Raw genomic sequence first — 26,246 nt, forward strand, 5'->3', positions numbered from 1 at the left:
ACGCTTCCGGGATGAAATAATCCGGTTGGAACCGCGGCGCGAGGGCCAATCGGTCATCCGCGCGCTCCGGGCATGGATGGTTGGAATGGCGACGCTTCCCGAGAACAGGTCGGTCGCGATTGATGAGCTGGAATCAGCCATCACCGAGATGGAGTCGCGCCTCGAATCCGCCCGCGCCGAACGCGACGAAGCGAAGGCGCACCAGGTCGAGCTTGAGATCGAGAATGCGAATCTGCGCCGGGAACTGAACCTCGCGCGTGAGCAGCAGAAGGCTTCCGCCGGCATCCTCAGTGTCATCAGCAGTTCGGTGGCCGATACAGAACCGGTATTCGAAAGCATCCTCTCCAGCATCAAGCATCTTTTTGACGGCGAGGAGAGCCTGATTTTTCTCACCAGCGAAGAAGGCCTGCTGCAAATTGCCGCCGCGCGTGGCCCAAACGCCGAGGCGGCGCGCGAGCGGTTTCCAATTCCGATTGAAGGAACGGCAAGCGAGCTTGCGATTCGCGAGCGACGGCTGGTGCGTTCTGCCGACGTTCAGAACGATCCGGACGTGCCGATCGACCTGCGCGAGACCGCTCGCAGGATCGGGCAAAACTATTCGATGGCCATTGCACCCATGCTCTGGGAAAACAAGGCGATCGGCACGATTTTCGTGGGCCGCACCTCGATGGTGCCGTTTACGGATAGGGAGTGCGAACTGCTGAACAGTTTCGCCGACCAGGCGGTAATTGCAATCCAGAACGCGCGGCTGTTCAACGACACCCGCGAGGCGCTGGAGCGGCAGACGGCCACCGCCGACATCCTCAAGGTGATCGCCTCCTCGCCTTCGGATGTGCAGCCGGTGTTCGAAGCCGTCGCAGAAAGCGCCAAGCGTTTGCTGAGCGGGTTCTCGACTACGGTACTGCATTTCATCGGCGAAGAGCTTCATCTGGTCGCCTACACGCCGACCAGTCCCGAGGCCGATGAAGCGCTGAAGGCCTCCTTCCCGCGCAAGCTCGCGGAATTCCCGACCTTTGGGCTAGTCCGCAACGGCGAGACTATCCAGTTCGCCGACACCGAAGCCGAAGAGGTGCCGGAAGCGAACCGGGAATTGGCCCGGCTGCGCGGCTTTCGTAGCGTGCTGTTCACGCCGCTGATGAACCGCGGCACGCCCGTCGGCATGATCAGCGTGACCCGCGCCGAACCCGGCGCCTTCGCGCCGCATCATATGCAGCTGCTGCAAACCTTTGCCGCTCAGGCGGTGATCGCAATCGAGAACACGCGCCTGTTCAACGAAACCAAGGAGGCACTGGAGCGGCAGACCGCCACGGCCGAGATTTTGAAGGTCATCGCCTCATCACCCTCCGACGTGCAGCCGGTGTTCGACGCCATTGCACACAGCGCCAACCGCTTGATCGGCGGCTTTTCGGCCGCCGTGTTTCGTTACAGCGACGGCAAGATCCATCTCGCGGCCTTCACGCCAACTGATCCGGCCGGCGATGCCGTGCTGCAGTCCTCGTTCCCAGTCCCGCTGGAGAAGTTTCCGCCCTACCGGCTGACCCGCGACGGCGCGCCGGCTGAGCTGCCCGACACCGATCTCGAACCGGCGGCGCGCGGCATTGCGCGGGCGCGCGGCTATCGCAGCATGCTTTTCGCGCCGCTTATGAATGATGGTGAGCCCGTCGGCATCATCACGGTCACCCGGGTGGCAACGGGCCCGTTTGGCGAACAGCATACCCGTCTGCTGCAGATGTTCGCCGACCAGGCCGTGATCGCGATCAAGAATGTCGGATTATTCAATGAGGTGCAGGCGCGGACCAATGACCTCGCCGAATCTCTGCAGCAGCAGACAGCGGTCGGTGACGTGCTCAAGACCATCAGCCGCTCGACCTTCGACCTGCAGCCGGTGCTCGACACGCTGGTGAATTCCGCCGCGCAGCTATGTGACGCGGACATGGCCTTCATCATGCGCCGCGTCGGCGACGAGTACCGAGCAGGCGCCGCCGTCGGTTACACCGACGCCTATATCGACTTCCTCACTAACCATCCGCTGGCGGTCAACCGTGGCACGGTGACCGGCCGCACTGTGCTGGAAAAGCGCCCTATCCAGATTACGGATGTCGTGGCTGACCCCGAATACACGCTGCATGAAACAACCACGTTGGCGGGCCAGCGCACCACGCTCGGCGTGCCGTTGTTGCGCGAGAACGAACCGATCGGCGTGATCGTGCTGGCGCGCCAGCGCGTCGAGCCGTTCACAGAAAAACAGATCGATCTCGTCGCCACTTTCGCCGACCAGGCCGTGATCGCGATTGAGAATGTGCGCCTGTTCAACGAGGTCCAGAAGCGCACCGAAGATTTGAGCGAATCCCTGCAGCAACAGACAGCGACCGCTGACGTGCTCAAGGTGATCAGCCGCTCGGCATTCGACCTCGAAACCGTGCTCAACACGCTGACCGAGTCGGCCGCACGTCTCTGCAATGCAGATATGGCCGCGGTGACGCGACAGCACCCGGAGGGTGGCTATCACCACGCCACGCGATACAATTTCCCGCCGGAATGGGATAGGTTCAGTTCGACCACTCGCGTTTACCCCGGCCGCGGCAACCTGATAGGTCGCGTATTGCTGGAAAGCAAAACGGTACAGATCGCGGACGTGTTGGCCGATCCCGAATATGCCTTTCCCGAGCAGCAGAAGGCCGGCGGGTATCGCACGCTGCTCGGCGTTCCCCTGCTGCGCTCAGGTCAACCGATCGGCGTGCTCTTCCTCGGCCGTACCACCGTGCAGCCCTTCAGTGACAAGCAGATCGAGTTGGTGCAGACCTTTGCCGACCAGGCCGTCATCGCCATCGAGAATGTTCGTTTGTTCGACGAGGTGCAGACGCGCACCGAGGAGCTAAGCGAAGCCCTTCAGCAGCAGACCGCCACCGGCGAGGTGCTGAAGGTGATCGCCTCCTCGCCGACCGATGTAACACCTGCCCTCCAGGCGATTGTCGAGAGCGCCTGCACCTTTTGCAATGCCTATGATGCCGGCGTGCTGCTGAAGATTGGCGACAATTTGCATTTCAGCGCCCATCACGGACCCATACGGACAGGTCAACAGCCACGTCCAATCAACAGAGACTGGGTCGTAGGTCGCTCGGTCGTCGACAAGGCACCGGTGCAGGTGTCCGATTTTCAGGCTCCCGAGGCCGGCGAGTTTCCAGAGGGACAGCGACAGTCGCGCGAACAGGGGCACCGCTGCACGCTCAGTGTACCGCTCTTGCGGGAGGGAGAGGCCATCGGCGCGATCGCACTGCGTCGCCTGGAACCGGTAGCGTTCAGCGACAAGCAGATCGCGCTGCTCCAGACCTTTGCCGACCAGGCCGTGATCGCCATCGGCAATGTGCGGCTGTTCGAGGAAGTGCAGGCGCGCACGCGCGAGCTATCGGAAGCCCTGACCTACCAGACCGGAAGCAGCAACATTCTGCGCGTCATTGCCTCCTCGCCGACTGACGTCAAGCCGGTGCTCAAAGCCATCGTCGAGAGTGCCTGCGAACTCTGCGACGCCGACGATGCCCTGATGACCCTCAAGGAAGGCGACGACTTGACCTTCCAGGCACAGCACGGGTCAATTCCGGTGGTGTGGGAACGCCAGCCGATCAACCGTGAATTCCCCTCCGGAAAGGCCGTGCTCGACCACAGGGCCGTGCATGTGCGCGACCTGCTCGCCCCCGAAGGCGAAGAATTCCCCGCCGCCCGTGAATTCGCTCGCCGTTCCAATGTCCGCACCGTGCTTAGCGTGCCGCTGATGCGCGAAGGCCAAAGCGTCGGTGTCATCGTGCTTCGCCGCACCGAGGTGCGCCCATTCACCGATAAGCAGATCGCTTTGCTGCAGACCTTCGCCGATCAGGCCGTGATCGCCATCGGCAATGTCCGGCTGTTCGAGGAGGTGCAGGCGAAGACGCGCGATCTGGAGGAATCGCTGCAGCAGCAGACCGCGACGGCCGACGTACTCAGGGTAATCAGCGCTTCGCCCGGCGAACTGGGCCCGGTGTTCCAGATCATGCTGGAAAACGCCGTGCGCCTGTGCGAGGCGAAGTTTGCCATGCTGTTCTTGCGGGAGGACGATCAGTTCCGCGCGGTCAGAACGTGGAACATTCCGCCCGCCTTCAGCGAATTCCTCGCTACACATCCAATCCGTAGCGACCCGAAAGTCCCCCTTGGTCGGGTCGTGGCCACCAAGCAGCCGGTGCAGGTTCCGGACGTGCTCGAGGATCAGTCGTTTGTCGAAGGCTACCCCGGCATGGTCAATGTTGCGGAGCTTGGAGGCGCCCGAACACTGCTCCAGGTGCCGATGCTCAAGGACGATGAGCTCGTTGGCAGCATCGGCATCTACCGTCAGGAGGTGCGGCCCTTCACTGACAAGCAGGTCGCTCTGGTGCAGAACTTTGCCGCCCAGGCGGTGATCGCCATCGAGAATGCTCGCCTGCTCAACGAGCTGCGCCAACGCACCAACGATCTTTCAAAATCGCTGGACGAGCTCCGCACCGCGCAGGACCGCCTGGTGCAGACCGAAAAGCTTGCCTCCCTCGGCCAGCTTACCGCGGGCATTGCGCACGAGATCAAGAACCCGCTCAACTTCGTCAACAATTTCGCTGCCCTTTCAGCGGAATTAACCGAGGAGTTGAACGATGCGCTCAAGCAAGCCGAAGTCGGCGAGAAAATCCGTGCGGAAGTGGACGAATTAGCGGGGCTCTTGAAGGGCAACCTTGAAAAGGTCTTGCAGCACGGCAAGCGCGCCGATTCCATCGTCAAGAATATGCTGCTGCATTCGCGCGAGGGCGGCGGCGAGCACCGCCCGTCCGACATCAATGCGCTGGTCGACGAAAGCGTCAACCTCGCATACCACGGCGCCCGCGCCGAGAAGCCGGGCTTCAACGTCACGATCGAGCGCGATTTCGATCCGGCCGCCGGCCAAGCCGATCTGTTCCCGCAAGAAATCACCCGCGTGATCCTCAATCTGGTCTCGAACGGCTTCCATGCGGTGACCAAGCGAGGCAACAAAGGTGGAGAGCCCGGCTTCGAGCCGACGCTGCGGACGAGCACGAAAAACCTGGGCGAAAGCGTCGAAATCCGCATCCGCGACAACGGCACCGGCATTCCGCCCGAGGTGAAGGAGAAGATGTTCAACCCCTTCTTCACCACCAAGCCGGCCGGCGAAGGGACAGGGTTGGGTCTATCCATGAGCCACGACATCATCGTGAAACAACATGGCGGCACAATTGACGTGGATACTGAACCAGGTCATTTCACCGAATTCCGCATCGTGTTGCCGCGAACAAGCAACTTTGCAGAAAAATCTAGAGGATAGCCGTGAGTGTTCTGGTTCTAGTTGTTGATGATGAGCCCGACGTGGAAGCGTTGTTCCGCCAGCAATTCCGCCGCGACCTGCGCGCGCAGCGATTCGTCATGGACTTCGCCAGTTCCGCGCCGGATGCGCTGGCGCGCGTCGGCTCGACTATCGAGCATTCGCTAATCCTGATTCTGTCCGACATCAACATGCCCGGCATGACGGGGCTGGAAATGCTGCCGAAGGTCAAGGAAATGCGGCCCGAGGTGCCGGTCATCATGATCACGGCCTATGGCGATGCCGACACAAAGCGCAAGGCACTCGAGAACGGCGCGACTGACCTTCTGACCAAACCGATCGACTTCGTGACGCTGCGTCGGGAGATCGATGCTAGGCTCGAGCAAGCCGCATGACTGCAACAATCCTCGTGGTCGACGATGAGCCGGATCTGGAGGCACTGATCCTTCAGAAATTCCGACGGCAGGTTCGCGAGGGTTTGGTCAGCTTCATGTTTGCGCGTGACGGGCTCGAGGCGTTGCAGTCGCTGGAAGAGCATCCGCACGTCGACCTGGTGGTCTCCGACATCAACATGCCGCGAATGGACGGCCTGTCACTGCTCGCCAAACTGCAAGAATCCGAGGACAAGACATCGACCATTATCGTGTCGGCTTACGGCGACATGAGCAACATCCGCACCGCGATGAATCGCGGCGCGTTCGACTTCCTGACCAAGCCGATCGATTTCGCCGATCTCGAAGCGACGATCGACAAGACCCTGCGGCACATCGAAGTGCTGCGCGAGGCACGTCGCCGTCAGGCGGAAGCCGAGCGCGCCCATGCTTCGCTCTCCCGCTATTTCTCGCCCCAGCTCGCCAAGCGGCTTGCGGCCAGCGCGGGCGACAGCACGGAGGTGACCTGGCGCGATGTTGCGGTCATCTTCACCGACATAACCGGCTTCACCTCGCTCGTTGAGACTGCCGCGCCCGAACTTCTTGGGGAACTGCTCAACGAATATGTGGCCGGAATGACCGATGTCGTCTTCGCGCATGAGGGAACCGTGGCGAAGGTGATCGGCGATGCGATCGAGGTACTGTTCAATGCGCCCAGCGACCAGCCCGACTATGCGACGCGCGCAGTAGCCTGCGCGCGGGAGCTCGACGCATGGGGGGAGGCGTTTCGCGAACGGTGGAAGGCGAGAGGCGTGAGTTTCGGCGCCACCCGCATCGGCGTTCACGCCGGTCCTGCACTGGTCGGCAATTTCGGGGGCAGCCGCTTCTTTGATTACACTGCTTATGGCGACACCATCAACACGGCGGCGAGGCTTGAAGTGGCGAATAAGTTTCTCGGTACCCGGATCTGCGTCAGTGCGACAATTGCAAATGCAGTGGAGAATTTTAGGGGCCGACCGGTCGGCGATCTCGTGCTGCGTGGGCGCAGCGAACCATTGCGCGCCTACGAGCCCTTATCTGCAGCGAGTTTCGGGGCGCCGGCGACATCGCAGTATGGCCAAGCTTTCGCCAAGCTTGAGGCCGGTGATGCCAATGCAATGCCGGCCTTTGCCGCTCTTGTCGGCTCGCACGCCGAGGATCCTCTGGCCAACTTTCACCTAAAGCGGCTACTCAACGGCGCGAAGGGTGTCCGCATGCAGCTTGAATAGCCCGGTAGCCCTACTCCGCCATCTCCACCGGCGTCGACGGGCCGGCCAGCGGCCGTTCCTCCATCGCGATGATGCATAGCGCGGCGGTCGCGAGCAGCGCGGCGGCGGCGCCGAACACGTAGCGGAACGCCGTGATCATGTCGGCAATCGGGATCGCATTGGCGGGGCCGCGATGTTCGCCGAGCGAGATGCCGGCGCCGAGCGCCATCAACAGGATAGCGCTAAAGGCAGCGACCGTGAACGACGACATCAGCGCGCGGAAGAAATTCATCGCGCCCGTGACGGTGCCGATCTGCGGGCGCGCCACAGAGTTCTGCAGCGAGACCACGCTGACCGGGAACGTGGTGCCGAGCCCGAGCGCGAACAGCGACAGGACGATCAGCAAGCCCCACAGCGGCAGCGTCGTCATGGTCAGCACGATGCCGAAGACGGTCGCCGCCGACGTTCCGGCGATGGCGACGCGCTTGTAGTGCTTGGCGCGCGCCATGGTCCGTCCGGCGATCGCGGCCCCACAGGTGGAGATCGCGGCGAGCGGAATCAGCGCCAGCCCCGCTTCGCTCGCGGTCAGATGATAGACGACCTCGTAATACAGCGGCAGATGCACGGTCAGCCCGGTGATGGCGCCGAGCGCACAGGCACCCGCCACCATGGCATATGGCACCACCGTCCCACCGAGGAGCGGCAACGGCAGGAACGGCTCTTCGGCATTGCGCGCGTGCCAGACAAAGGCGAGCGCCAGCGCCACCGAAGCACCGATCATCGCCATGATCGCGGGCGACAGCCAGGCATAACGATTGCCGCCCCAGGTCAGCACCAGCATGACGACAACGGCGGAGGCCATCAGCAGCACGCCGCCGATCCAGTCGACCTTGCGCCGGCGGTGGAACACGGGGATCTTGCCCATCTTCGGCAGCAGCAGAAACAGCGCGCCGACGGCGAGCGGCACATTGATCCAGAAGATCATGGACCAGTGCAGATGCTCCGCGAACACGCCGCCGAGCACGGGGCCCATCAAGCCCGCCGCCATCCAGACGCCGCTGAAATAGGCCTGATACCTGCCGCGTTCGCGTGGGCTAACCACATCGGAAATCACTGTCTGCACGACCGGCATGATGCCGCCGCCGCCCAGCCCTTGCAGGCCGCGCGCAACGATCAATACCGGCATGTTCGGCGCTGCCGCGCAGAGAATCGAGCCAACCGTGAACAGGGCCAGCGAAACGGTGATCATGACGCGGCGGCCGTAGATGTCACTCAGCGTGCCGAACACGGGTGCTACCGCAGTCGAGGCCAGGAGATAGGCGGTGATGACCCAAGACAGGTTGCTGACGTCGTTGAACTGGCGGCCGATGGTCGGCAGCGCCGTCGCCACGATGGTCTGGTCGAGCGCCGCAAGGAACATCGTCAGCAGCAGGCTCATCAGGATGGTGCGGACCTCGTCCGGGGTCAGCGGCGCGGGCGGCGCGATTGGCGGCGCATCGCTGACCTCGATGACCTCTGTCGTGATGCGCGAGAGCTCGCCGCCGATGTCGTCGGGCAATATCGTCTGGTCGGCGGGTTCACGACCCTGCCGTTCGTGCATGTTCATGTCGGACGTAATATTGTTCCGCGCGGCCAATGCCGCCGAGATGGAATCACCACATGGGACGCACCATAGAGGGCAAATTCCTCTCGCGGCAGCGCCTCGCGCGCATGGGTGCATCCCGCGAGAATACCGTCGCGCTTCCACGATTGGTCAGTGCGGAAGCTTCAGGCTTTGGGCCGATTCTTGAGCCGCGCCCGCTTCGGCAACAAGGCCGGCCATTGCACGATGTGGTCCTCGAGGTCTTCGTCGGGGATTTCGTCCTCGGTGCCCTGCACCCGGCCGCGCACCGAAACGCCGGCTTCATGCACGGTGTTGGGATCGCCCGAGATCAGCGGATGCCACCAATAGAGATCGCGCCCCTCCGCGACCAGCTTGTAGCCGCAGCTTGGCGGCAGCCAGTTCAGGGTCCGGACATTCTCAGGCGTCAGGCGGACGCAATCCGGAACCTTGTCGGAACGGTTCTGGTAGTCCTTGCAGGCGCACAGGCCGGAATCCAGCAGCTTGCAGGAAACATGGGTGAAGTAGATTTTCCCGGTGTCCTCGTCCTCGAGTTTTTCCAGGCAACAGCGCGCGCAGCCGTCGCACAGGCTTTCCCATTCGGCGTTGGACATCTCCTCCAACGTCTTGGTTTTCCAGAAGAATCCCTCCTGGCCGGAAGCTCGTTTGGGCGGTGCGGTCATGCAATCAGTCGTTTTCTCGGGTCGGTCGGCTGCGGCCCTTCCTGGAGGTCCGGCGACGGGGGCGCAAGCGGGACTCACTAGGGGGCCAAGAGCCAACGGCAGCGTTAGGGCTGACCATCAAAATGGTGAGCGAGAGCATTGGTTTATAACCCCCGCTCGGATAGAACAATGGCGAGTCCCCGAGGCCGTAAAAGCGCCTTGGGTTTGCCTCAACATCAAGCAAAGACGTCTCGACCGGCCCCGCCGGGCGCGACTAGAACAGATCAAGGGTCCCGGTGCGCCAGATCGTGTCTCCAGATTTGAAGCAGAAGATCCGGAACTTCTTTCTGGATCTGGACGCGCGCATCGACTCGACGCTGTTCTCGTCGGGCAAGGGCCTGCGCGAGCTGTACGAGCGCTATTCCACCTTCATGGACCGCTTCTATGTCGGCCGCTGGAAGCGCTGGGTGTTCATCGAACCGTTTTCGGAGGCCGCCACCCTGGGCCTCGGTGGCCTGATCATGATGCTGGCGCTGGCGATCCCCGCGTTCCGCGAAACCGCCGACGACGACTGGCTGAAGAAATCCGATCTCGCGGTGTCGTTCCTCGACCGCTACGGCAATCCGATCGGCAGTCGCGGTATCAAGCACAACGACTCGATCCCGCTGGAGGATTTTCCGGACAATCTGATCAAGGCGACGCTGGCGACCGAAGACCGCCGCTTCTACGACCATTTCGGCATCGACATCCCCGGCACCGCCCGCGCGCTCGTGACCAACGCGCAGGCCGGCGGCGTCCGCCAGGGCGGTTCGTCGATCACGCAGCAATTGGCCAAGAACCTGTTCCTGAGCAACGAGCGCACCATCGAGCGCAAGGTGAAGGAAGCGTTTCTGGCGGTCTGGCTCGAGACGCGACTGACCAAGAACGAAATTCTGAAGCTGTATCTGGACCGCGCCTATATGGGTGGCGGCACTTTCGGCGTAGACGGGGCGGCGCATTTCTACTTCAACAAGTCGGCGCGCGACGTCACTCTGGCGGAATCGGCGATGCTGGCCGGCCTGTTCAAGGCACCGACCAAATACGCCCCGCACATCAACCTGCCCGCCGCCCGCGCCCGCGCCAACGTCGTGCTCGACAATCTCGTCGATGCCGGCTTCATGACCGAGGGCCAGGTGTTCGGTGCTCGACGCAACCCGGCGATCGCCGTCGACCGCCGTGACGAAAATTCGCCGAACTACTACCTCGATTACGCCTTCGACGAGATGCGCAAGCTGGTCGACACGTTCCCGAAATCCTACACCGAGCGGGTCTTCGTGGTCCGCACCGCGATCGACATGAACGTGCAGCGCGCCGCCGAGGAAGCGGTTGAAAACCAGTTGCGCCAGTTTGGCCGCGATTACCACGCCACGCAGGCATCCGTCGTGGTTGCCGATCTCGACGGCGGGGTCCGCGCCATGGTCGGGGGACGCGACTATGGCGCGAGCCAGTTCAACCGCGCGACCGACGCCTACCGACAGCCGGGCTCCTCGTTCAAGCCCTACGTCTACACCACGGCGCTCTTGAACGGGTACAAGCCGTCTTCGATCGTGGTCGACGGCCCGGTCTGCATCGGCAACTGGTGCCCACAGAACTATGGCCACTCCTATTCCGGCTCGGTCACGCTGACCCAGGCGATCACCCGCTCGATCAACGTCGTGCCGGTGAAGCTCTCGATTGCGCTGGGCGGCAAATCGCCGAACCCCGCCAAGGCCGGCCGCGTCAAGATCACCGAGGTGGCACGCCGGTTCGGCCTCACCGCCCCCCTTCCGGATACGCCGTCGATGCCGATCGGCTCCGACGAAGTCACCGTGCTCGAACACGCGGTCGCCTACGCGACCTTCCCGAACAAGGGCAAGTCGGTGAAACCTCACGCGGTGCTGGAAGTGCGCACCGGCGCCGGCGATCTGGTCTGGCGCTTCGATCGCGACGGCAAGAAGCCGATGCAAGCCATTCCCGCCTCCGTCGCAGCCGACATGGCGTGGATGATGAGCCATGTCGTCAGCGAAGGCACCGCCCGCCGCGCCGCGCTCGACGGCATCCCGACCGCCGGCAAGACCGGCACCACGAACGCCTACCGTGACGCCTGGTTCGTCGGCTACACCGGCAACTTCACCTGCGCCGTCTGGTACGGCAATGACGACTACTCGCCGACCAACCGCATGACCGGCGGTTCGCTGCCGGCGCAGACCTGGCACGACATCATGGTGGTCGCGCATCAGGGCGTCGAGGTGAAGGAAATTCCCGGCATCGGCATGGGAACGAAACTGCCGCAACCGGCCCTGCCCGCCAACGTTGCCGGCGCCGGCGCGGCACGGGTGCTGGAGACCAAGCCGGGGCCGCCGCCGGTGTTGACCAAGCGGGGGGCGGATATTCTGGTGCGCGTCGAGCGGCTGCTCGACGAGGCCGGCAAGGCCGCGGGCAAGACCTCGTCCAACGACCAGAAGCAGCCCTCCAATCCGATCACATCTGGCGCGCTGGCGTTTCCGGAGAACTATGTCGCAGCCGCTGGCGAGCAGGCTGCGCCGGAGCAGCGGAAGAATTGAAAAGTATGATCCGGCAGATTCTTAACCGGCTTTCCTTGGAACAGACGCGAAGCGCCTGCGCTGGCATGCTCACGCAAAAAGAGGCGCTTCAGGTTTCGGATGAAGCCGGTTCAAGCGGAATCTGATGCCGTGAGATTTCGGAGCACTGGCCTGTGCGGCTGATCTTCATCACCTTGCTGGCATTGGCGCTTGCCACGGCCGTGGGTCTCGGCTCGACCTACATGACGGCGACGCGCGGCACCGATCTCGGCACGCTCACCATCGGCGCCTGGACCGCGCGGCCGAAGAGCGGCACCTCCGAGGTCGATCCCTATTCGCGTGCCTCGATTGCCCGCAGCGGCGAACTGCCTGTTGGCACCGGTGACGGCATCGCGTTCACGGCGACCACCGACGACAAGAAGAAGGCGCTCGACGGGCGCTGCGACGTGGTCGTCAGCGGGGTGACGCCGGCGGCCCGGTTCTGGACCCTGACGCTGTTCGACCGCAAGGGGCATCTGGTCGCCAATTCGCTGCAACGCTATGGCTTTACGAGCCAGGAAATCGTCCGCGGCTCCGACGGCACGTTCGAAATCCGTGTGGCGGCCCGGTCGAGAGCCGGAAACTGGCTGCCGACCGGCGGCATCGAGCGCTATGCGCTGATGCTGCGGCTTTACGATACGCCGGTCGGCGTTGCGACGCGGACGCAACGCGACGCGCCAATGCCCGCCATCACCACGGTGAACTGCCCATGATCCGGCTGGCGTTCACCATCATCGCGGGCGTGCTCTTGGGCGGCGTGGTGCATCTCGTCAGCGTGCTGGCGCTGCCGCGCATCGCCACCCAGGACGCCTATTCGCGGCTGACGCCGATGACCAAGGAGAACGCGGTCACGCCGCTTCCGCTCGCCGAGCCTAACAACGCTCCGATGCCGTTCATGGACCCGGCCTTTGCGGTCGCGATCTGCCGCTACGACCTCTCCGGGGGACCGCTCAAGCTGACAGTGCCGGTCAGCCAGGCCTATACCTCAGTGTCGTTCTATACGCGCAACGAGGTCGCCTACTACGCCATCAACGACCGCTCCGCCGGCCGGAAGGTGATCGAGCTCGACCTGATGACGGAGGACCAACATTCGGAATTGCCGGAGGATGAGGAAGTCACCGCCGCCGACCGGCTGATCATCGACTCCCCGACCACCACCGGCCTGATCGTGCTGAAGGCCTTGGCGCCGGAGCCCGGCCTGATGCCGCAGGCACAAGCCGCGCTCGCGGCGTCGCGTTGCACCGCGCAGACCGAGCCTCCACCGGCGAAGCAACCTGAACCAGCCGTGCCCGCGCCGGCCCCCGCCCCCGCGCCGCGGTCCAAGCGCTGATTACGGGCTACTGGTGAGCGATACGTCCCCGTGTTGGCCACAACGGCAGCGCTCGTAGTCCACGGGATCGTGGCTGTTGAAGACCGTCACGGCATTGCCGTGATTGGCTTTGAGCGTCCGCAAGCGCTCCTGGTTTTGGATGCGCATGGCGCGATCCATGTCGGCGCGGCGCTGAAACATGCCGAGCACCAGCGGCATTCGGGGCGAAGCATGCATCTGGCCGTGGAAGAAATAGGCATCGCCCGCGTGCAGCAGCCATTTCTGCTTTGTCCGCACGGCGATGCCGCAATGGCCTAGGCCCGGCAGCGGGATGATCAGGATATCGGGTTCGCGATCGCCGAGCGCCCGCACGCCCCTGAAGCCGAACCAATCCTCGCCACCTTCTCCGTAGAAGGCCCATTGCGGCCTGTGCTTCCACTGGTCGGTGATATAGCGGCCCTTCGGGGCGGGCGCCGTGCGCGCCACCGCCATGTCGTACTCGCGGCGATGGACGTGGACCTTGGCGTTTGGGAAATCCGGAATGCCGCCGGCATGATCGCGATCAAGATGGGTCAGCAGCAGATGTCGCACCTCGCCTCTGGAATAGCCGAGCGCCTCGACCTGCCGTACGGCGGTCTCGGCCGGATCGAGCCGTGGCGTCGTTTGCCGGACCCATTTGGGACCGAGCCGCGGCGGGTTCGCGATATCGTCCAATCCGATGCCGGTATCGACCAGCACCAGCCCGTCATGGGTCTCGATTAGCAAGCAATGACAGACCATCCGTGCCCGCTGAAAAATGCTGCCGGTGCCGTTCACCCGACGTCGGCCGATCGGGCACATGGTGCCGGCGTTGAGATGACGAACGCGCATTAACGATGCCTCCTTGGGGTACGGCACCTTGCTTTGCCATCCGGCATTCCATAGGTAAAATATTGATATCCGATAGTATCAATAGGATTAGTCTATGGATATCCGTGAACTCCGCTATTTCGCCGCCGTGTTTAGGGAGCGCAACCTGACGGCCGCCGCCAAACGCTGCTTCATTTCGCAGCCCTCGATCTCGGCGGCGATCACCAATCTCGAGGCCGAACTCGGCACGGCGCTGCTCATTCGGCACAAGAAGGGCGTGGCGCCGACGGAAGCAGCCGAACAATTCCATGCCGTGGCCCGCCGCATCATCGACGAGGCGGACGCTGCAAAGAACCTGTTTCGAAAACCGGCGACGCGCAACGCGCTGACGCTCGGCTTGATGCGCACCCTCGACCGGCCGCGAACCGTCGCTCTCCTGAAGCCGCTGACCGGGACGTCCGATATCGCGCTCCGCCTCGTCGGCGACGACGAGCCCGCGGATGCGCGGATCGTCGCCAAAAACCTGCTGCGCGCCGACGAGCATTTCGTTCCGCTTTGGGTGGAGCGTTATGTCGCGGCGTTGCCGCCATCGCATCCATTGACGCTGAAGGAGCGGCTGCGCACCGCAGATCTCGCCGGCGTCGCCATGGTCGATCGCTGTCATTGCGAGCAGAGCGAATTCTTCGGCCGCGCCGCGTCGGCGACACGGCAGCCGGCGGCGATCGCGGAATCGGAAGACTGGGCGATGGCGCTGGTTGCCGCCGGTGTCGGCATCGCCATCGTCCCCGAAGGCGTGGCGCGCGCCAATTCCGACGTCGCCGTGCGCGAAATCGACGTCGAAGTGAAGCGCGAGGTCGGCCTCGCCTACAGCGCGGCGCGGCCGCCCTCGGAGGTGTTGCAGAATTTTATCGCGAGGCTGCAGAGCCAACGACCGAAGGCGAGCCGCGCCAAATCGACGAGGAGGGTTAAGAGATAACTGGGCGTGAACTCGTTATTGCGAAGTCATAGCCTGACGGTGCAAGCTGGATGCAGGGAAGACAAACGTGATTGCCGGCGAGTTTGCCGTAGCGAAATGCGACCGGCGACACAGCTTGGTTGAAGAACCGTAGACCGGGATGTGGGCCCGGTTGAATGACTTGCAACGGATAAAAGAATTCTACTTCTTTTCGAAGACTCGTAGCTCCGCCGTAGCGTTCGCAACCGTCATACCTTCGGCATCGATTAGATCGGCCTCTACAATGAGGTCGCGATCTGTGCGGGCGACAATCCTTGCCTTGGCCGTTATGGGTCCAACACCTGCGGCTCTGAGAAACCGCGTATTCAGAGTCTTCGTAATCACAGTCAGATTTGAAGGGAGCGTCGCCAATGCTCCGATCCCCGTGGCCGAATCCAGCATTGCTGCCAAAAAACCACCCTGAATTGTTCCATGCCTATTGGTGAAAGAAGGCAGAGCTTGGAAGCGAATCAAGGCAATTTCACCCGTATCATCAAAACCCAGCCACTCCCGGCCAAGTAGCTGAGCACCAGGTGGGCGATGTGCCAATTGGTCACTCAAGTCGATCACCCTTCATAAGCATCCAGAACGTCCTATTCAGCCCTTGCAATATTCTTCGCCTGGATTGGATTTGGCAACGCTACTCCCGCGTTTAGCCCTCGTTTGACAGCTCGCCATCTTCCTAGCAGGCTCGCCGCCCCAATGAACGAACCGTCTCTTGAAATTGAACGACTAGCAGCGGGGTCTGGCCTCGCGACCACTATCGCCTCGCTGCAGTTCAAGTTTTGGGGACCTCTCACTGGCTACAATTCGTTAGAAGAATATGAGCGCTTTCTCTGCGGCGCAGCTCCTTCGGGCCCGCTTCCGGCCGTTCTGGTGGCCAGGCGCGGCCCGCGTTTCCTTGGATCAGTTAACTTGCTGATTTCTGAGATGAAGATACGTCCCGCACTTTCACCTTGGATGGCCCAGCTATTCGTGACTGACGATGCACGTAGCCAAGGTGTTGGAAACGCGCTTGTTGATGCTGCCGTCACTCACGCCGCAGACTTAGGATTTCGACGCATTCATCTCTATACGTCCGGAACATTGCCCTCGTACTATGCCATGCTGGGCTGGAAGCAGATTGAAGAGGTTGAGTACCTTGGTAAAGTGCGTACGGTGATGGCATTCGAGTTGTGCGCCGACAGAGTGTCGGGCGAGCAGATCGTCGACTGAGCCGCTCTGATGGAGCGAGAGTGCGGGCCCTATCCCTTCACCGTCACCGCACGCCCGATCACGGGCTGAGCCGCAACTGGCGGATTGGCGGTCTGCGCCGCGAGCTCGCCGATCAGCCGGTCGGCGTCGGCTGCGATACTGTCGGGCGTCTGAATCACCAGCCGCTCCAGCGCCCAGCGGTATGAAGAAATGCGCCGCTCCAGGCATTGCTGGACCCATTGCACGATCAGCGTGTTCTCTTCCATGCGGGCGATCGCATCGGCCTGCTCGCGCGGCGACAATTCCGACACCATCTTCAGGCTGGCGCTGCGCTTGCGGTCGAGTTCGATGACGCGAATGGCGGAGGCAAAGAACGGCTCGAACCGCGTGATGTCGTTGCGGACGTCCTCGATCAACTGCTGATAACGCGAGATGTGAGAGCGGTGCGGCTCGTCGATCAAAGCGCGTCCGTAGGTGGTGCGGTCGAACACCACCTTCTGCCGCCACGGCGAGGGCAATGGCTGGTAATCGCCGAACACGCTCTTCCACGCGGGCCGCGAATGCGGCGGTTCGATCAAGGGATAGGCGAGATCGCGAAGCTGGCGTTCGTTTTCGGTGAGCTGGAAATGTGAGGGCGTTAGGCCCACACTTGCCGTCGCCTCGGCGCCCAACCAGCGGTGCATGTCGTCGTTACGCATGTCCGCGCGAGTGCGACCGAAATCGCCGCCGCTACAGCCGCCGAGCGCTGCACTTACAACAAGCAGTATGAGAGCCGGGAGTGACCGAAGCCCGGTGGTCCGGATCGGGAGGCACAGCTCCGGCATTTCAAACGTCCGTCGTTCAGGGGCGCCGACGGCGACGGCGACCGGGTGCCGTCCCCTCTTCCGGCCCGCGTCCGTCGCCGGTCTCGCCGGCTTCGCGTTCGATGCGGATAACGGGAAGGATCAATACGGTTCCCAGGCCATCGCGTGGAGCGCCATCCATGGTTGAGCCCAGCCGTCGCGAAGCCGCATCTGCCGGAAATTCAATGATGGTGCCCATATGCCGTTCTCTCTGGTTGCCGCGGTCATGATCTGGCCGGCGACATGCCAATATTCAGAACAGAACGTGGTTAACGGCATCTTAATTTGTGCAGGCGGTACAGTTACGGGTTCCGCGGCTCGCGCCGCCCGCCGAAAGCTCACATTTTATCGGATTTCTTCAGGGGCTGTTTTCCTTAACCAACTCTTAAAACGCCCTGCGTAGGCTGACGCGAAGGATTACCGAAGTCGCGTACACCTGACATGACCGCAGCTCCATTGTTTCCGGGATTCGACGGGCTGATGACGCTCTCGCGCCGCGAGGGCGTCGATATTAGGCCGACCTTGCTGCGCGTGCTGACCGACCTCTATGTCCAGACCAGCGCGCATTCCGCCGACGAGGAGCGGCAGTTCGTCGAACTGACGTCCCGCCTGATCGACCAGGTCGACGACGCCACGCGCGCTGCGGTGCGGGCGCGGCTCGCGATCTATCCGGCAACGCCGGCCGAGATCATGGACAGGCTCGCCCTGCGGCGTGCGCACCCGGACCAGCCCCTTCCGCTCGCAGCCGCAATTACCGCTGCCCCGACGGACGCGCCGACGGTGAAGACGCCAACCGAAGCGCAGCTGCGGATGGCGTCCAATCTGGCAATGCGGCCCAACGATGCCGCCGAAATCAGCGATATGTTCTTCGCGGCCGGTCCCAGCGAGCGCGCGCTGATCCTGCACAATCTCGCCGATACGCCGCTGAAGGCCTCGGCGCGAATTCCCGCAGCTCGCGCCGCCCGCGCGCTGCATATCCTGGAGATGGCCGCGTTCGCCGAGGACGCCGAAAATTTTGCGCTCGAACTTGGCGAGGCCCTGATCCTGCCGCAGCGGATCGCAACTCAAGTCGTCAGCGATCCCGGCGGCGAGCCGTTAGCGTGCGCGGCGAAGGCGCTCGACATGCCGAGCGCAATCTTCCAGCGCGTGCTGCTGTTCCTCAATCCGGAATTCGGCTCATCCGTGCACAACGTCTATCGCTTGTCGCGGCTTTACGACCGTTTGAGCGAACGATCCGCCCTCGTCATGCTGGCCGCATGGCGCGGCTCGACCATGGCAGTCAGTCGCGCCAAATATCGCGCCGCGCTGTACGACGACGAACGTCACCGCGCCCGCGCGGCAACTTCGCAAACGCGTCCCGCGGTGCAGCCCGGAACTGCGCCGGCGGTTCGCACTGGCACCGACGGCTCGAATCGCTAAGCTTTCGCCAGATCCAGAAAATGCCGCCCTGCGCGGTCCTCGGTCTCGACGATCCAGACGTCGGGATCGAAACGGAGTTCCTTGGCGAGACGCTCCTCCACCGATTGCTCCGGTACCGGCTGCGGAGAGGCCGGCGCGAACAGCCGCTCGGCCGGGCGGCTCTCGTCATAAACGGTCTGTGGCGCAGGCGCATACAGCATGGCGTTACCGTCAAGCAGCGCCACCTTGACGAACACCGCGCCCGCGTCCTCCGCCCCGCGCTTGCGCACGGCGCCAAATATTCCCTCCTTCTGGCAGCGGCGCAGGTAAGCGGCCACCCAGATGCTTGATTTCAGTCGCATGGAACAGACGATAAGCCAGCGATCAGGCGGAAGCTAGTCGATCGGGTGCCCGATCATGGCGGTGAGTTCGCGCACCAGCCGATCGGACATCTGGCCGGTCACCGGCAATTTGCGGTCGCGCTCGAATTTCGAGATCGCGGCCTGGGTGTCCGCACCGACTGCGCCGGTCGGCTTCAACTGGCCGTAGCCATATTGCGTCAGCGCGCGCTGCACCGCCGCCACGCGCCGCGCGCCGGCGCTTTGCGTATTCGCCGGAATCGGCGCCGGCGGACGCACCACACTGGCAGGCGGCGCCGCGGGCGCGCCGGTCGACTTGACCACCAGGTTGGCCATTGGATCGGCGTTCCGGGGCTCCGTGCTCTTGGGATCAGCGCTCTTGATTTCGACGTGTTTGGGATCGGCGCCCCTCACCTCGACCGGCCTGATTTCGGGCGGATCTGAATCGACCGGCCTTGCGGTCAATTCGACTGGGCGCGGGCGTGGCAACGGGCTCACGACGGCGGCTTGCGGCGCCGGCAGCGTCACGACCGAGCCGAACATCGGCGAGGGATGGCGGCCGGCCTGCAGGAACAGCGCATTGGCGACGATGGCGCAGATTGCGGCAGCCGCGAGCAGTCCCGCGATAATGTCTTTCGGACTGTGCAGGAGAATGCGCATCACGAGGCCGCGCTCTTCCTCCGCTTCGATCGCAACCGCTTTCACGCCGCGACGGCGGCGGCGCGGCATCTCGTCATCGTCGTCAATACGCCTAGGCACGTTTCTTCACCTGATGGACTTCATCCTGAGATTCGGGTCGCAGCGCCGGCTTCAGCGTCGCGACGTTGTTTGAAGTGGTCAGCGACGGCGCAAAGTCAAGCGGCAAGGTAACAGCCACCGTGGTGCCCTCGCCGACCCTGCTCTGCACGTTGATTTCGCCGTTGTGCAATCCAACCAGGCCCTTCACGATCGACAAGCCAAGGCCAGTACCTTCGTGCTTGCGCTGATATGTCTTGCCGGCCTGGAAGAACGGATCACCGATCCGCGCGAGATCCTCGGCGGCGATACCGACCCCGGTATCGGTGACACTCAGCATCAGCCGCGATCCCTCGACCGCAGCGGAAACCGTCACGCTGCCGCCGCGCTCGGTGAATTTGATTGCGTTGGTGATGAGGTTCAGCGCGATCTGCTTGAACGCGCGCGGATCGCCGTTCATCACGGGCAAGTCCTCCGCTGCGCGGGTGATCAGGTCGACGCCGTTGTCGCGCGCCTTCAGCGCCAGCAGATTGCAGCAGTGCAACAGCGCGGCGCGCGGCGCGAACGGCTCCGGCGAAATTTCGAAATTTCCGGTTTCCATCTTGGACATGTCGAGGATGCCGTTGACGACAGACAACAGGTGCTGGCCGGAATCGTTGATCAACTGCGCGTATTCCCTGCGCCGCGCGGCGTCGAGCATCATCGCCTCTTCGTGCACGATCATTTCGGAGAAGCCGATGATGGCGTTCAGCGGCGTGCGCAGCTCGTGGCTCATGGTGGCCAGGAAGCGCGTCTTGGAGGCATCCGCCTGCTCGGCGGCGGTGCGCGCCATTTCGAGGGCCTGCTCCTGGATCTTGCGGTCGGTGATTTCGCGCATCACGGCGACGACTTCGGCCTCGGGCGAAGCCTGCTCGAGCGGCCGGCAGCGCATCTCGACCCAGATGAAATCGGCGGAAGCGTTCTGGCCGCGGACGGCATCGCGGCGCAGGCGGAATTCGACGCTGCGCTGCTCGCTGCCGCGCGCGGCATCCGACAGGGCCGTGAGATAGGCCGGACGATCCGCGACATGGACGCGGTCGAACAAGCCATGGCCGGCGAGCCGGGCGCCGGGCGTACCGAGCATGGCTTCCGCCGCCGGCGAAATGAACTCCACGGCGCCATTGCGGTTGTGACGTGAAATCACGTCGCTCATGTTTCGCGCCAGCAGACGGTAACGGTCTTCCTCGAGATAGAGCAGCGACACGGAAGTGCGCGCCAGCGATTCCGCGCTGACGGCCAATCCTGCCGCATACAGCATCGCCGAGGCAACGCCGGCGCCCATCAGGACGCCGCGCAGCGCCGCGTTCGGCTCCGCCATCGGCAGGAGGTGAAAATGTCCGAGCGCGATCAGCAAGGCGGCGCATGACAGTGCAAGCGCGGATGCGAACACGACCACGCGGCGCGAGGCAGACAGTGCCGCTTCCAGCGGAATCACGATAAGCCAGACGGCGGCAAATGATTCGATGCCGCCGGTGGTCAGGGCGACCATCATGACGAGGCCTGCCAGCGCCAGCGCGGAGAGGATATGCGCGCCCTCGTAGCGGCCGGTGCGCGACAGGAACCAGGACAACAGAATTGGAGCGATGAGCCAGGCGAACGCCGCGACCTCGAGCGCCGTGGGCGCCCCGCGCATCGCCAGATAGATCGGAAAAGCCGCAAGCGCCACCAGGCTGCCGAGCAGCCGCGGCGCCATGAACGCGCGATGACGCGCACGCGTCAGCGCATCATATCGTGCCGAGGGATGCAGCAAAGCATCGAGACAATCGCGGATGATACTCAAAACAGTCACGGCTCTCGCGCTTCGGCTTGTTCGTCAGACAGACGCGCCGGAACGCCCCCTTATCTTTGCGCCACCGTGTCAGAGTGAACTTAAGCGAACGCTAAGGCGCGGAGGCCCAACGCCCGACAGCGTGTCTTCCCGCGGATTTCGCGCCTCGCGTGACGCTCATTCGACGCGGATGGTGAACGACAGGTTTAGAGCCGCATCGATCTATGGTTTCGAAATGGTGGATGCGCGAGCGGCGCGAACTTTTCGCGCGATGGTGGTCGTAATCGAAAATTTACGGCGAATCGAATCCTTACGGTTTTCCGAAAATTTTCGGCGATTTTACCTCAATGCAAACACTTGCGATTTATCGACAGCTGTTAATCAGAAACAAAGCCAGCGGACTTAACCGCAACACAACCATAAAGAGACGACCGGGGTCGCGAGATGTTTTTTCTGCTTCGCATGGCATTCTGGCTCGGGCTCGTGCTCGTGCTGTTGCCCAGGGAAAAGACGCCTGAATCGGACAAGGCGCCGCAGATCGGCGCGTCCGAAGCCGTATCGGCTGCGACCGCCGCCGTCTCCGACATGGGCCAGTTCTGCAAGCGCCAGCCGGCGGCTTGCGAGGTCGGCGGCCAAGCCGCAACCGCGCTCGGCCAGCGCGCCCAGGACGGCGCCCGCCAGTTGTACAAGATCATCACCGACAAGAAGCCCGATCCTCCCGCCGTCCCCGACAAGAAGCCCGACCATACCAGCTCGATCGGCACCGAGCCCGAGGCCATCATCGTGAACTCCTCGCCCACTGACGCACTGACAGAGGACGATGTGGCGATCGAATGGCGCCTGCCGCGAACGCCATTGGCCTCAAAATAAGGCCGCGGAACCCGTTCCATTTCCGTCGCTTTCGGTCCGCCCGCATCCTATATAAGGCCTTAAGGAAACGGACGCGGGCCACGATGACGATCGACGAAATCAGGGACAATTTCGAGCTGCTGGAGGAATGGGACGACCGCTACCGGTACGTCATCGAACTCGGCCGCACGCTTGATCCGATGCCGGAGGCCGAGCATTCCGCCGAGAACAAGGTCAATGGCTGCGTCAGCCAGGTCTGGCTTTCCAGGCAGATCGACCGCAGCGGCAACGGCGAACCGCGGCTGAAGTATTTGGGAGATAGCGACGCCCACATCGTGCGGGGGCTGATCGCGATCCTGCTCACGCTGTATTCCGGCCGCACGCCGCGACAGATCCTGGCAACGGACGCGCTGGCCGTGTTCGACGAATTCGGATTTCGCGAGCACCTGACGCCGCAGCGTTCCAACGGCCTGCGCTCCATGGTCGAGCGCATCCGCTCGGATGCGCGCGAGGCGCTCGCCGCGGCTTCCTGACGTCTCGCGAAGCTATTTCCGTTTCCGCGCCTGCTGGCCGAGCCCCATCTTCTTGGCGAGTTGCGAACGCGCCACTGCGTAATTCGGTGCCACCATGGGATAATCCGGCGGCAGGCCCCATTTGTCGCGGTATTGCTCCGGCGTCATGTTGTACTGCGTGCGCAGATGGCGCTTCAGCGACTTGAAGCGCTTGCCGTCCTCCAGGCAGACCAGATATTCCGGTGTCATCGATTTCTTCACCGATACCGCCGGCTTGGCCGGCTCGAGCGGCGTCTCGGGGCGGCCGCTCGACACCCGCATCAGCGCGGCATGGACCTGGCTGATCAGGTTCGGGATTTCCGAGGCTTGGGTCGGATTGTTGCTGAGATAGGCCGAAACGATGTTGGCGGTCAGTTCGACGGGCGTTTTGCCGGCGGAATCGGTCATGGCTCAACCTTCTGGGATCACGATACATCTGTACGATTCGGACAATATCCAACCGCGCCTATACATCGGCGGAATGCTGTACAACTTGGCTCATATGAACGAAGTGCCGGGAAATTGACAAGAACGGCGCTGTTTTATTTCTAACAGTCATGTTCCGGCAAGTATTGCCAGGTCAGGGCCGCTGATTGAGATGCGCGCGTAGTTCGTCAATCGACGCGAAGCGCATCATTCCCTCCGGCATCTGGGCCTCAATCGAACCGTCGGAATAGAGCGAATAGGCCATGCCGTCGACGACGCCGGACTTCAACACCGTCACCGCCGGCTGATCCTCCGTGCGCACCGGCCCGCCATTGGTCTCGGCAAACGGCGGAGACGTGCGGCCGCCGCGCCGCTGCAGCGGCGTCTCAGCCGGCTTTGCCCCTTCCGCCTTCGGCCAGGTATCTTCGAATGATGCCGACGCGGGTTCGGCCGGTTCAACTGGCGGCACGATGGGCGGATTGGGGCGAAGCTCAGATGACAACAGATCCGGCGGCAACGGCTCGCTGGACCGCGCCTGCGCTCGCTCGCGTTCTCTTCGCGACGTCGAGGAAAACAGCAAATTGCGCTTCGGTTTCGGAGCCGACGCTGCGGGTTCGGGGTGTGTCGGTTCCGGTATCGGATGATCCCGCAAGACAACCTCATTCTGCCAAGGCGGCGGCGCCGCTGGTGAGAAAGGCGGCGGTGCCGCTGGAGAGAATGATCCGGGACCAGCGGGCTGATTGGCGGCCGGGAAACCGCCGCCGAAGGGAGCAGAATCCCCCGTCGCGACAGGAAGCACCACGGCCTCACCGCCCGTTTCAGGCACGCCAGCGCCGAGCCGGCGTGCAACGTTCTTCAGCTCCCGGACCGCTATCCAGAGCGCGAGCATGATCGCGCCGGTGCAGACGCCGATCACGCCGGCGATGATCAGCGTGTTGCCGGTACTGAATTCTTTGATCGGGATCCCGAAGCCGATCGCCAACAGCCCCGCCAAAACGAGGCCGATCGCGGCGACCAACATGACAACCATCATTGAACTAACCCCTCAGCCGCGCCCGAAGGCTCGCAAGCCGCCCAACGCCACGATACCGTCATATTGTGCGCATCGCCACCCGCGAATTGCACACAGGGTTCCGCATGGCGTTGTTCGGTTGCAGGAATCCCGTTGCGAGTGTTTCGTGCCATTCAGGTGCCGTTCACCCCGGCGCCCGTAGTTTTACCGCCTACCAATTACTGCCCTTTTGTTGCATTGCATCAGGGATTTAAGCCACAATTCCCAATTACTTGGAAATGGAACTGAGCTATATGGGTACCCGGGGAATGAGGCTCAAGAATATCCAAGCTGGGCCATAGGGGACTCTGGGTTACCAATCGCCATGTCATCCATCACGACTTCTGCTCTCGATACGCCATTGCGGCGCTCGGTGGAGCGGACCTGTGACGACCTTGCCATCTTCGTGCTGGCCGTGGTCGCCCTCGTCGCGGGCCTGACCTTCCGCGATTATGGGCTGGGCTGGGACGACTACACGCACGCCGAATATGCCGATCTGCTGCTGCGGATGTACGGTTCCGGCTTCAAGGACACCGGCGCGCTGTCGTTCGCCAATCTTTATATGTATGGCGGCGGCTTCGACATGGCGGCGGCCCTGCTGCACAAGATAATCCCGCTCGAATTGTTCGAAACGCGCCGCCTGCTCGGCGCCGTCGTCGGCCTGATCGGCCTTGCCGTGACCTGGCGGCTGGCACGGCGCGTCGGCGGCCCGCTTGCCGGGCTCGCGACGCTATTGCTGCTGGCGCTGTGCCCGACCTTCTACGGGCACATGTTCATGAACCCGAAAGACGCGCCGTTTGCCGTCGCGATGGTGATCCTGATCCTGGGTCTGGTGCGCCTGGCCGAGGAGTATCCCGCGCCCTCACCGCGAACCATCCTGATCGTAGGGCTCGGCGCCGGCCTCTCGATCGGCTGCCGGATTCTCGGCGGGCTGGCGCTGGTCTATGCGATTGTGGGCTTCGTCCCGCTGTTGATCGAGGAAGTTCGTAGCCAAGGATCGCGCGAGGCGATCCGCCGCTTCGCCCATGTCCTGTACGTACTGCTGCCAGGCCTCGTGCTCGGATACCTGATCATGGGCCTGGTGTGGCCGTGGTCGATCATGGAGCCGGACCATCCCTTCAAGGCGCTGACCTATTTCTCGCATTTCTTCGAAAAGCCGTGGAAGGAAATGTTTGACGGGGCGCTGGTATCGGTACCGGACATGCCCTGGTCCTACCTCCCGACGCTGTTCGCGCTGCAGCTTCCCGAGATATTACTCGCACTTCTGCTCGCCGGCGTCGTCGGCAGTTTCATGTCGCTGTCGCGCGTGGACGTGTCAGCCCGCCGCAAGACCATCTTCCTGATGCTAACGCTGGCGGCCAGCCTGCCGCTGTTGATCGCGATGGTGAAGCGGCCGGCGCTCTACAACGGCATTCGGCATTTCGTTTTCGTCATTCCGCCGATGGCCGTGCTCGCCGGCGTATCGTTCGCCTGGGGCATGAACTGGCTGAAGAACAATCACCGGCGCTGGCAACCAGCCGCGCTGGCGGTGTTCGCGTTCGGCCTGCTGTTGCCGCTCAGCGAGATGATCCGCCTGCACCCTTACGAGTACACTCACTTTAACCACATCGCCGGCACCGTTCGCAGCGCCGACAGTCTGTTCATGCTGGATTATTGGGGGCTGGCGCTGAAGCAGGCATCCGACGGACTGCGTGAAGAGCTCGTCGAGCGCCAGGAATCGCCGCCGCAGGGGCGCAAATGGAAGGTCGCGGTGTGCGGCCCGCAGCGCCCGGCGCAGGTGGCGCTCGGTCCCGACTTCACGATCGGCTGGGACAGCCAGTCCGCCGATTTCGCGATGACGTTGGGCGAGTTCTACTGCAAGGGCCTCACCGCGCCGGTCATGGTGGAAATCAAGCGGGACGATGTCGTGTTCGCGCGCGTCTACGACATCCGCGGCCGCGCCATCTCGACGCTCTTGGCCATTCCGGCGCCTTAAGTCCGCAAGGGCATAACTGCTACCCGTGCTGCCTGCCTTGCTGACCGTCCGGCACAGAGCTAGGCTCGCCCTCGAAATCGACAATTCACGGGAGAGAG

At 63.1% G+C, this 26,246-nt stretch carries 23 protein-coding genes; 12 read left to right on the top strand and 11 right to left on the bottom strand.

Annotated features, from left to right (window positions below; translation table 11 throughout):
* The first annotated feature begins 85 nt into the window (after positions 1-85).
* Genes HCN58_RS28125 through HCN58_RS28135 form a run of 3 tightly spaced genes read left to right on the top strand, consistent with a single transcriptional unit; the run spans position 86 to position 6,968 of the window.
* Entirely contained in the window at positions 86-5,332 is a 5,247-nt protein-coding gene (locus tag HCN58_RS28125) for a GAF domain-containing protein (protein ID WP_210266181.1), read from the top strand.
* Positions 5,333-5,334: 2 nt separating this feature from the next.
* Positions 5,335-5,724: a response regulator gene (locus HCN58_RS28130; protein WP_171582605.1), complete on the top strand. Its 390-nt coding sequence runs from the start codon at positions 5,335-5,337 to the stop codon at positions 5,722-5,724.
* On the top strand, positions 5,721-6,968 hold the full coding sequence (locus HCN58_RS28135; RefSeq protein ID WP_171582606.1) for an adenylate/guanylate cyclase domain-containing protein: 1,248 nt from the start codon (positions 5,721-5,723) through the stop codon (positions 6,966-6,968). The genes HCN58_RS28130 and HCN58_RS28135 overlap by 4 nt, the downstream gene beginning before the upstream one ends.
* Positions 6,969-6,978: 10 nt before the next feature.
* Here HCN58_RS28135 and HCN58_RS28140 read toward each other — a convergent pair whose 3' ends face one another.
* Entirely contained in the window at positions 6,979-8,553 is a 1,575-nt protein-coding gene (locus tag HCN58_RS28140; RefSeq protein WP_171582607.1) for an MDR family MFS transporter, read from the bottom strand.
* 161 nt (positions 8,554-8,714) lie between these two features.
* Complete coding sequence (locus HCN58_RS28145; protein WP_171582608.1) at positions 8,715-9,230, bottom strand: YcgN family cysteine cluster protein; 516 nt, start codon at positions 9,228-9,230, stop codon at positions 8,715-8,717.
* 275 nt (positions 9,231-9,505) lie between these two features.
* Between HCN58_RS28145 and HCN58_RS28150 the strand changes: the two genes are divergently transcribed.
* The 3 genes from HCN58_RS28150 to HCN58_RS28160 all read left to right on the top strand — a co-directional run bounded on the left by HCN58_RS28150 (position 9,506) and on the right by HCN58_RS28160 (position 13,139).
* Positions 9,506-11,791, top strand: coding sequence for a transglycosylase domain-containing protein (locus HCN58_RS28150; RefSeq protein ID WP_171582609.1), 2,286 nt, complete (start codon positions 9,506-9,508; stop codon positions 11,789-11,791).
* A 152-nt stretch (positions 11,792-11,943) separates the two neighbouring features.
* Positions 11,944-12,522, top strand: coding sequence for a DUF1214 domain-containing protein (locus HCN58_RS28155; protein WP_171582610.1), 579 nt, complete (start codon positions 11,944-11,946; stop codon positions 12,520-12,522).
* A complete protein-coding gene (locus tag HCN58_RS28160; protein ID WP_171582611.1) occupies positions 12,519-13,139 on the top strand; it encodes a DUF1254 domain-containing protein in 621 nt (206 codons plus the stop codon). The genes HCN58_RS28155 and HCN58_RS28160 overlap by 4 nt, the downstream gene beginning before the upstream one ends.
* On the opposite strand, the gene HCN58_RS28165 is transcribed toward HCN58_RS28160, so the two are convergent.
* Positions 13,140-13,988 carry an MBL fold metallo-hydrolase gene (locus HCN58_RS28165; RefSeq protein ID WP_171582612.1) on the bottom strand — a complete coding sequence of 283 codons (849 nt, stop codon included), beginning with the start codon at positions 13,986-13,988 and terminating at the stop codon, positions 13,140-13,142.
* Between the two features lie 94 nt (positions 13,989-14,082).
* Here HCN58_RS28165 and HCN58_RS28170 point away from each other — a divergent pair, with 94 nt between their 5' ends.
* On the top strand, positions 14,083-14,943 hold the full coding sequence (locus HCN58_RS28170) for a LysR family transcriptional regulator (RefSeq protein WP_171582613.1): 861 nt from the start codon (positions 14,083-14,085) through the stop codon (positions 14,941-14,943).
* Between the two features lie 180 nt (positions 14,944-15,123).
* Here the strand turns inward: HCN58_RS28170 and HCN58_RS28175 are convergent, their stop codons facing one another.
* Positions 15,124-15,531: a PaaI family thioesterase gene (locus tag HCN58_RS28175; protein ID WP_171582614.1), complete on the bottom strand. Its 408-nt coding sequence runs from the start codon at positions 15,529-15,531 to the stop codon at positions 15,124-15,126.
* Between the two features lie 132 nt (positions 15,532-15,663).
* Between HCN58_RS28175 and HCN58_RS28180 the strand changes: the two genes are divergently transcribed.
* On the top strand, positions 15,664-16,176 hold the full coding sequence (locus tag HCN58_RS28180) for a GNAT family N-acetyltransferase (RefSeq protein ID WP_171582615.1): 513 nt from the start codon (positions 15,664-15,666) through the stop codon (positions 16,174-16,176).
* Positions 16,177-16,205: 29 nt separating this feature from the next.
* Here HCN58_RS28180 and HCN58_RS28185 read toward each other — a convergent pair whose 3' ends face one another.
* Both HCN58_RS28185 and HCN58_RS36190 read right to left on the bottom strand, forming a co-directional pair.
* Positions 16,206-16,979 (bottom strand): hypothetical protein, encoded by a 774-nt coding sequence (locus HCN58_RS28185; RefSeq protein WP_171582616.1) that lies wholly within the window; start codon positions 16,977-16,979, stop codon positions 16,206-16,208.
* A gap of 16 nt (positions 16,980-16,995) precedes the next feature.
* Complete coding sequence (locus HCN58_RS36190; RefSeq protein WP_235983945.1) at positions 16,996-17,196, bottom strand: hypothetical protein; 201 nt, start codon at positions 17,194-17,196, stop codon at positions 16,996-16,998.
* Positions 17,197-17,438: 242 nt separating this feature from the next.
* On the opposite strand from HCN58_RS36190, the gene HCN58_RS28190 reads away from it, so the two are divergent.
* Positions 17,439-18,416, top strand: coding sequence for a DUF2336 domain-containing protein (locus HCN58_RS28190; RefSeq protein WP_171582617.1), 978 nt, complete (start codon positions 17,439-17,441; stop codon positions 18,414-18,416).
* Here the strand turns inward: HCN58_RS28190 and HCN58_RS28195 are convergent.
* Genes HCN58_RS28195 through HCN58_RS28205 form a run of 3 tightly spaced genes read right to left on the bottom strand, consistent with a single transcriptional unit; the run spans position 18,413 to position 21,317 of the window.
* Positions 18,413-18,757 (bottom strand): DUF1491 family protein, encoded by a 345-nt coding sequence (locus tag HCN58_RS28195; RefSeq protein WP_171582618.1) that lies wholly within the window; start codon positions 18,755-18,757, stop codon positions 18,413-18,415. The two genes, HCN58_RS28190 and HCN58_RS28195, sit on opposite strands and share 4 nt — an antisense overlap.
* Positions 18,758-18,790: 33 nt before the next feature.
* Positions 18,791-19,513, bottom strand: a complete 723-nt coding sequence (locus tag HCN58_RS28200; RefSeq protein ID WP_171582619.1) for a peptidoglycan-binding protein — start codon at positions 19,511-19,513, stop codon at positions 18,791-18,793.
* Positions 19,506-21,317, bottom strand: coding sequence for a PAS domain-containing sensor histidine kinase (locus HCN58_RS28205; protein WP_311966887.1), 1,812 nt, complete (start codon positions 21,315-21,317; stop codon positions 19,506-19,508). The genes HCN58_RS28200 and HCN58_RS28205 overlap by 8 nt, the downstream gene beginning before the upstream one ends.
* Before the next feature lie 423 nt (positions 21,318-21,740).
* On the opposite strand from HCN58_RS28205, the gene HCN58_RS28210 reads away from it, so the two are divergent.
* Both HCN58_RS28210 and HCN58_RS28215 read left to right on the top strand, forming a co-directional pair.
* A complete protein-coding gene (locus HCN58_RS28210) occupies positions 21,741-22,166 on the top strand; it encodes a DUF5330 domain-containing protein (protein ID WP_171582620.1) in 426 nt (141 codons plus the stop codon).
* A gap of 83 nt (positions 22,167-22,249) precedes the next feature.
* Positions 22,250-22,678, top strand: a complete 429-nt coding sequence (locus tag HCN58_RS28215) for a SufE family protein (RefSeq protein WP_171582621.1) — start codon at positions 22,250-22,252, stop codon at positions 22,676-22,678.
* A 12-nt stretch (positions 22,679-22,690) separates the two neighbouring features.
* Here the strand turns inward: HCN58_RS28215 and HCN58_RS28220 are convergent, their stop codons facing one another.
* Together HCN58_RS28220 and HCN58_RS28225 are read right to left on the bottom strand one after the other, a co-directional pair.
* On the bottom strand, positions 22,691-23,104 hold the full coding sequence (locus HCN58_RS28220; protein WP_057854862.1) for a Ros/MucR family transcriptional regulator: 414 nt from the start codon (positions 23,102-23,104) through the stop codon (positions 22,691-22,693).
* Positions 23,105-23,276: 172 nt separating this feature from the next.
* Positions 23,277-24,155, bottom strand: a complete 879-nt coding sequence (locus HCN58_RS28225) for a DUF308 domain-containing protein (protein WP_171582622.1) — start codon at positions 24,153-24,155, stop codon at positions 23,277-23,279.
* 343 nt (positions 24,156-24,498) lie between these two features.
* Here HCN58_RS28225 and HCN58_RS28230 point away from each other — a divergent pair, with 343 nt between their 5' ends.
* Complete coding sequence (locus tag HCN58_RS28230) at positions 24,499-26,148, top strand: glycosyltransferase family 39 protein (protein WP_171582623.1); 1,650 nt, start codon at positions 24,499-24,501, stop codon at positions 26,146-26,148.
* Positions 26,149-26,246 lie beyond the last annotated feature (98 nt).

The sequence above is a fragment of the Bradyrhizobium australiense genome, assembly GCF_013114825.1.
In the GTDB taxonomy this organism is placed as follows: domain Bacteria; phylum Pseudomonadota; class Alphaproteobacteria; order Rhizobiales; family Xanthobacteraceae; genus Bradyrhizobium; species Bradyrhizobium australiense.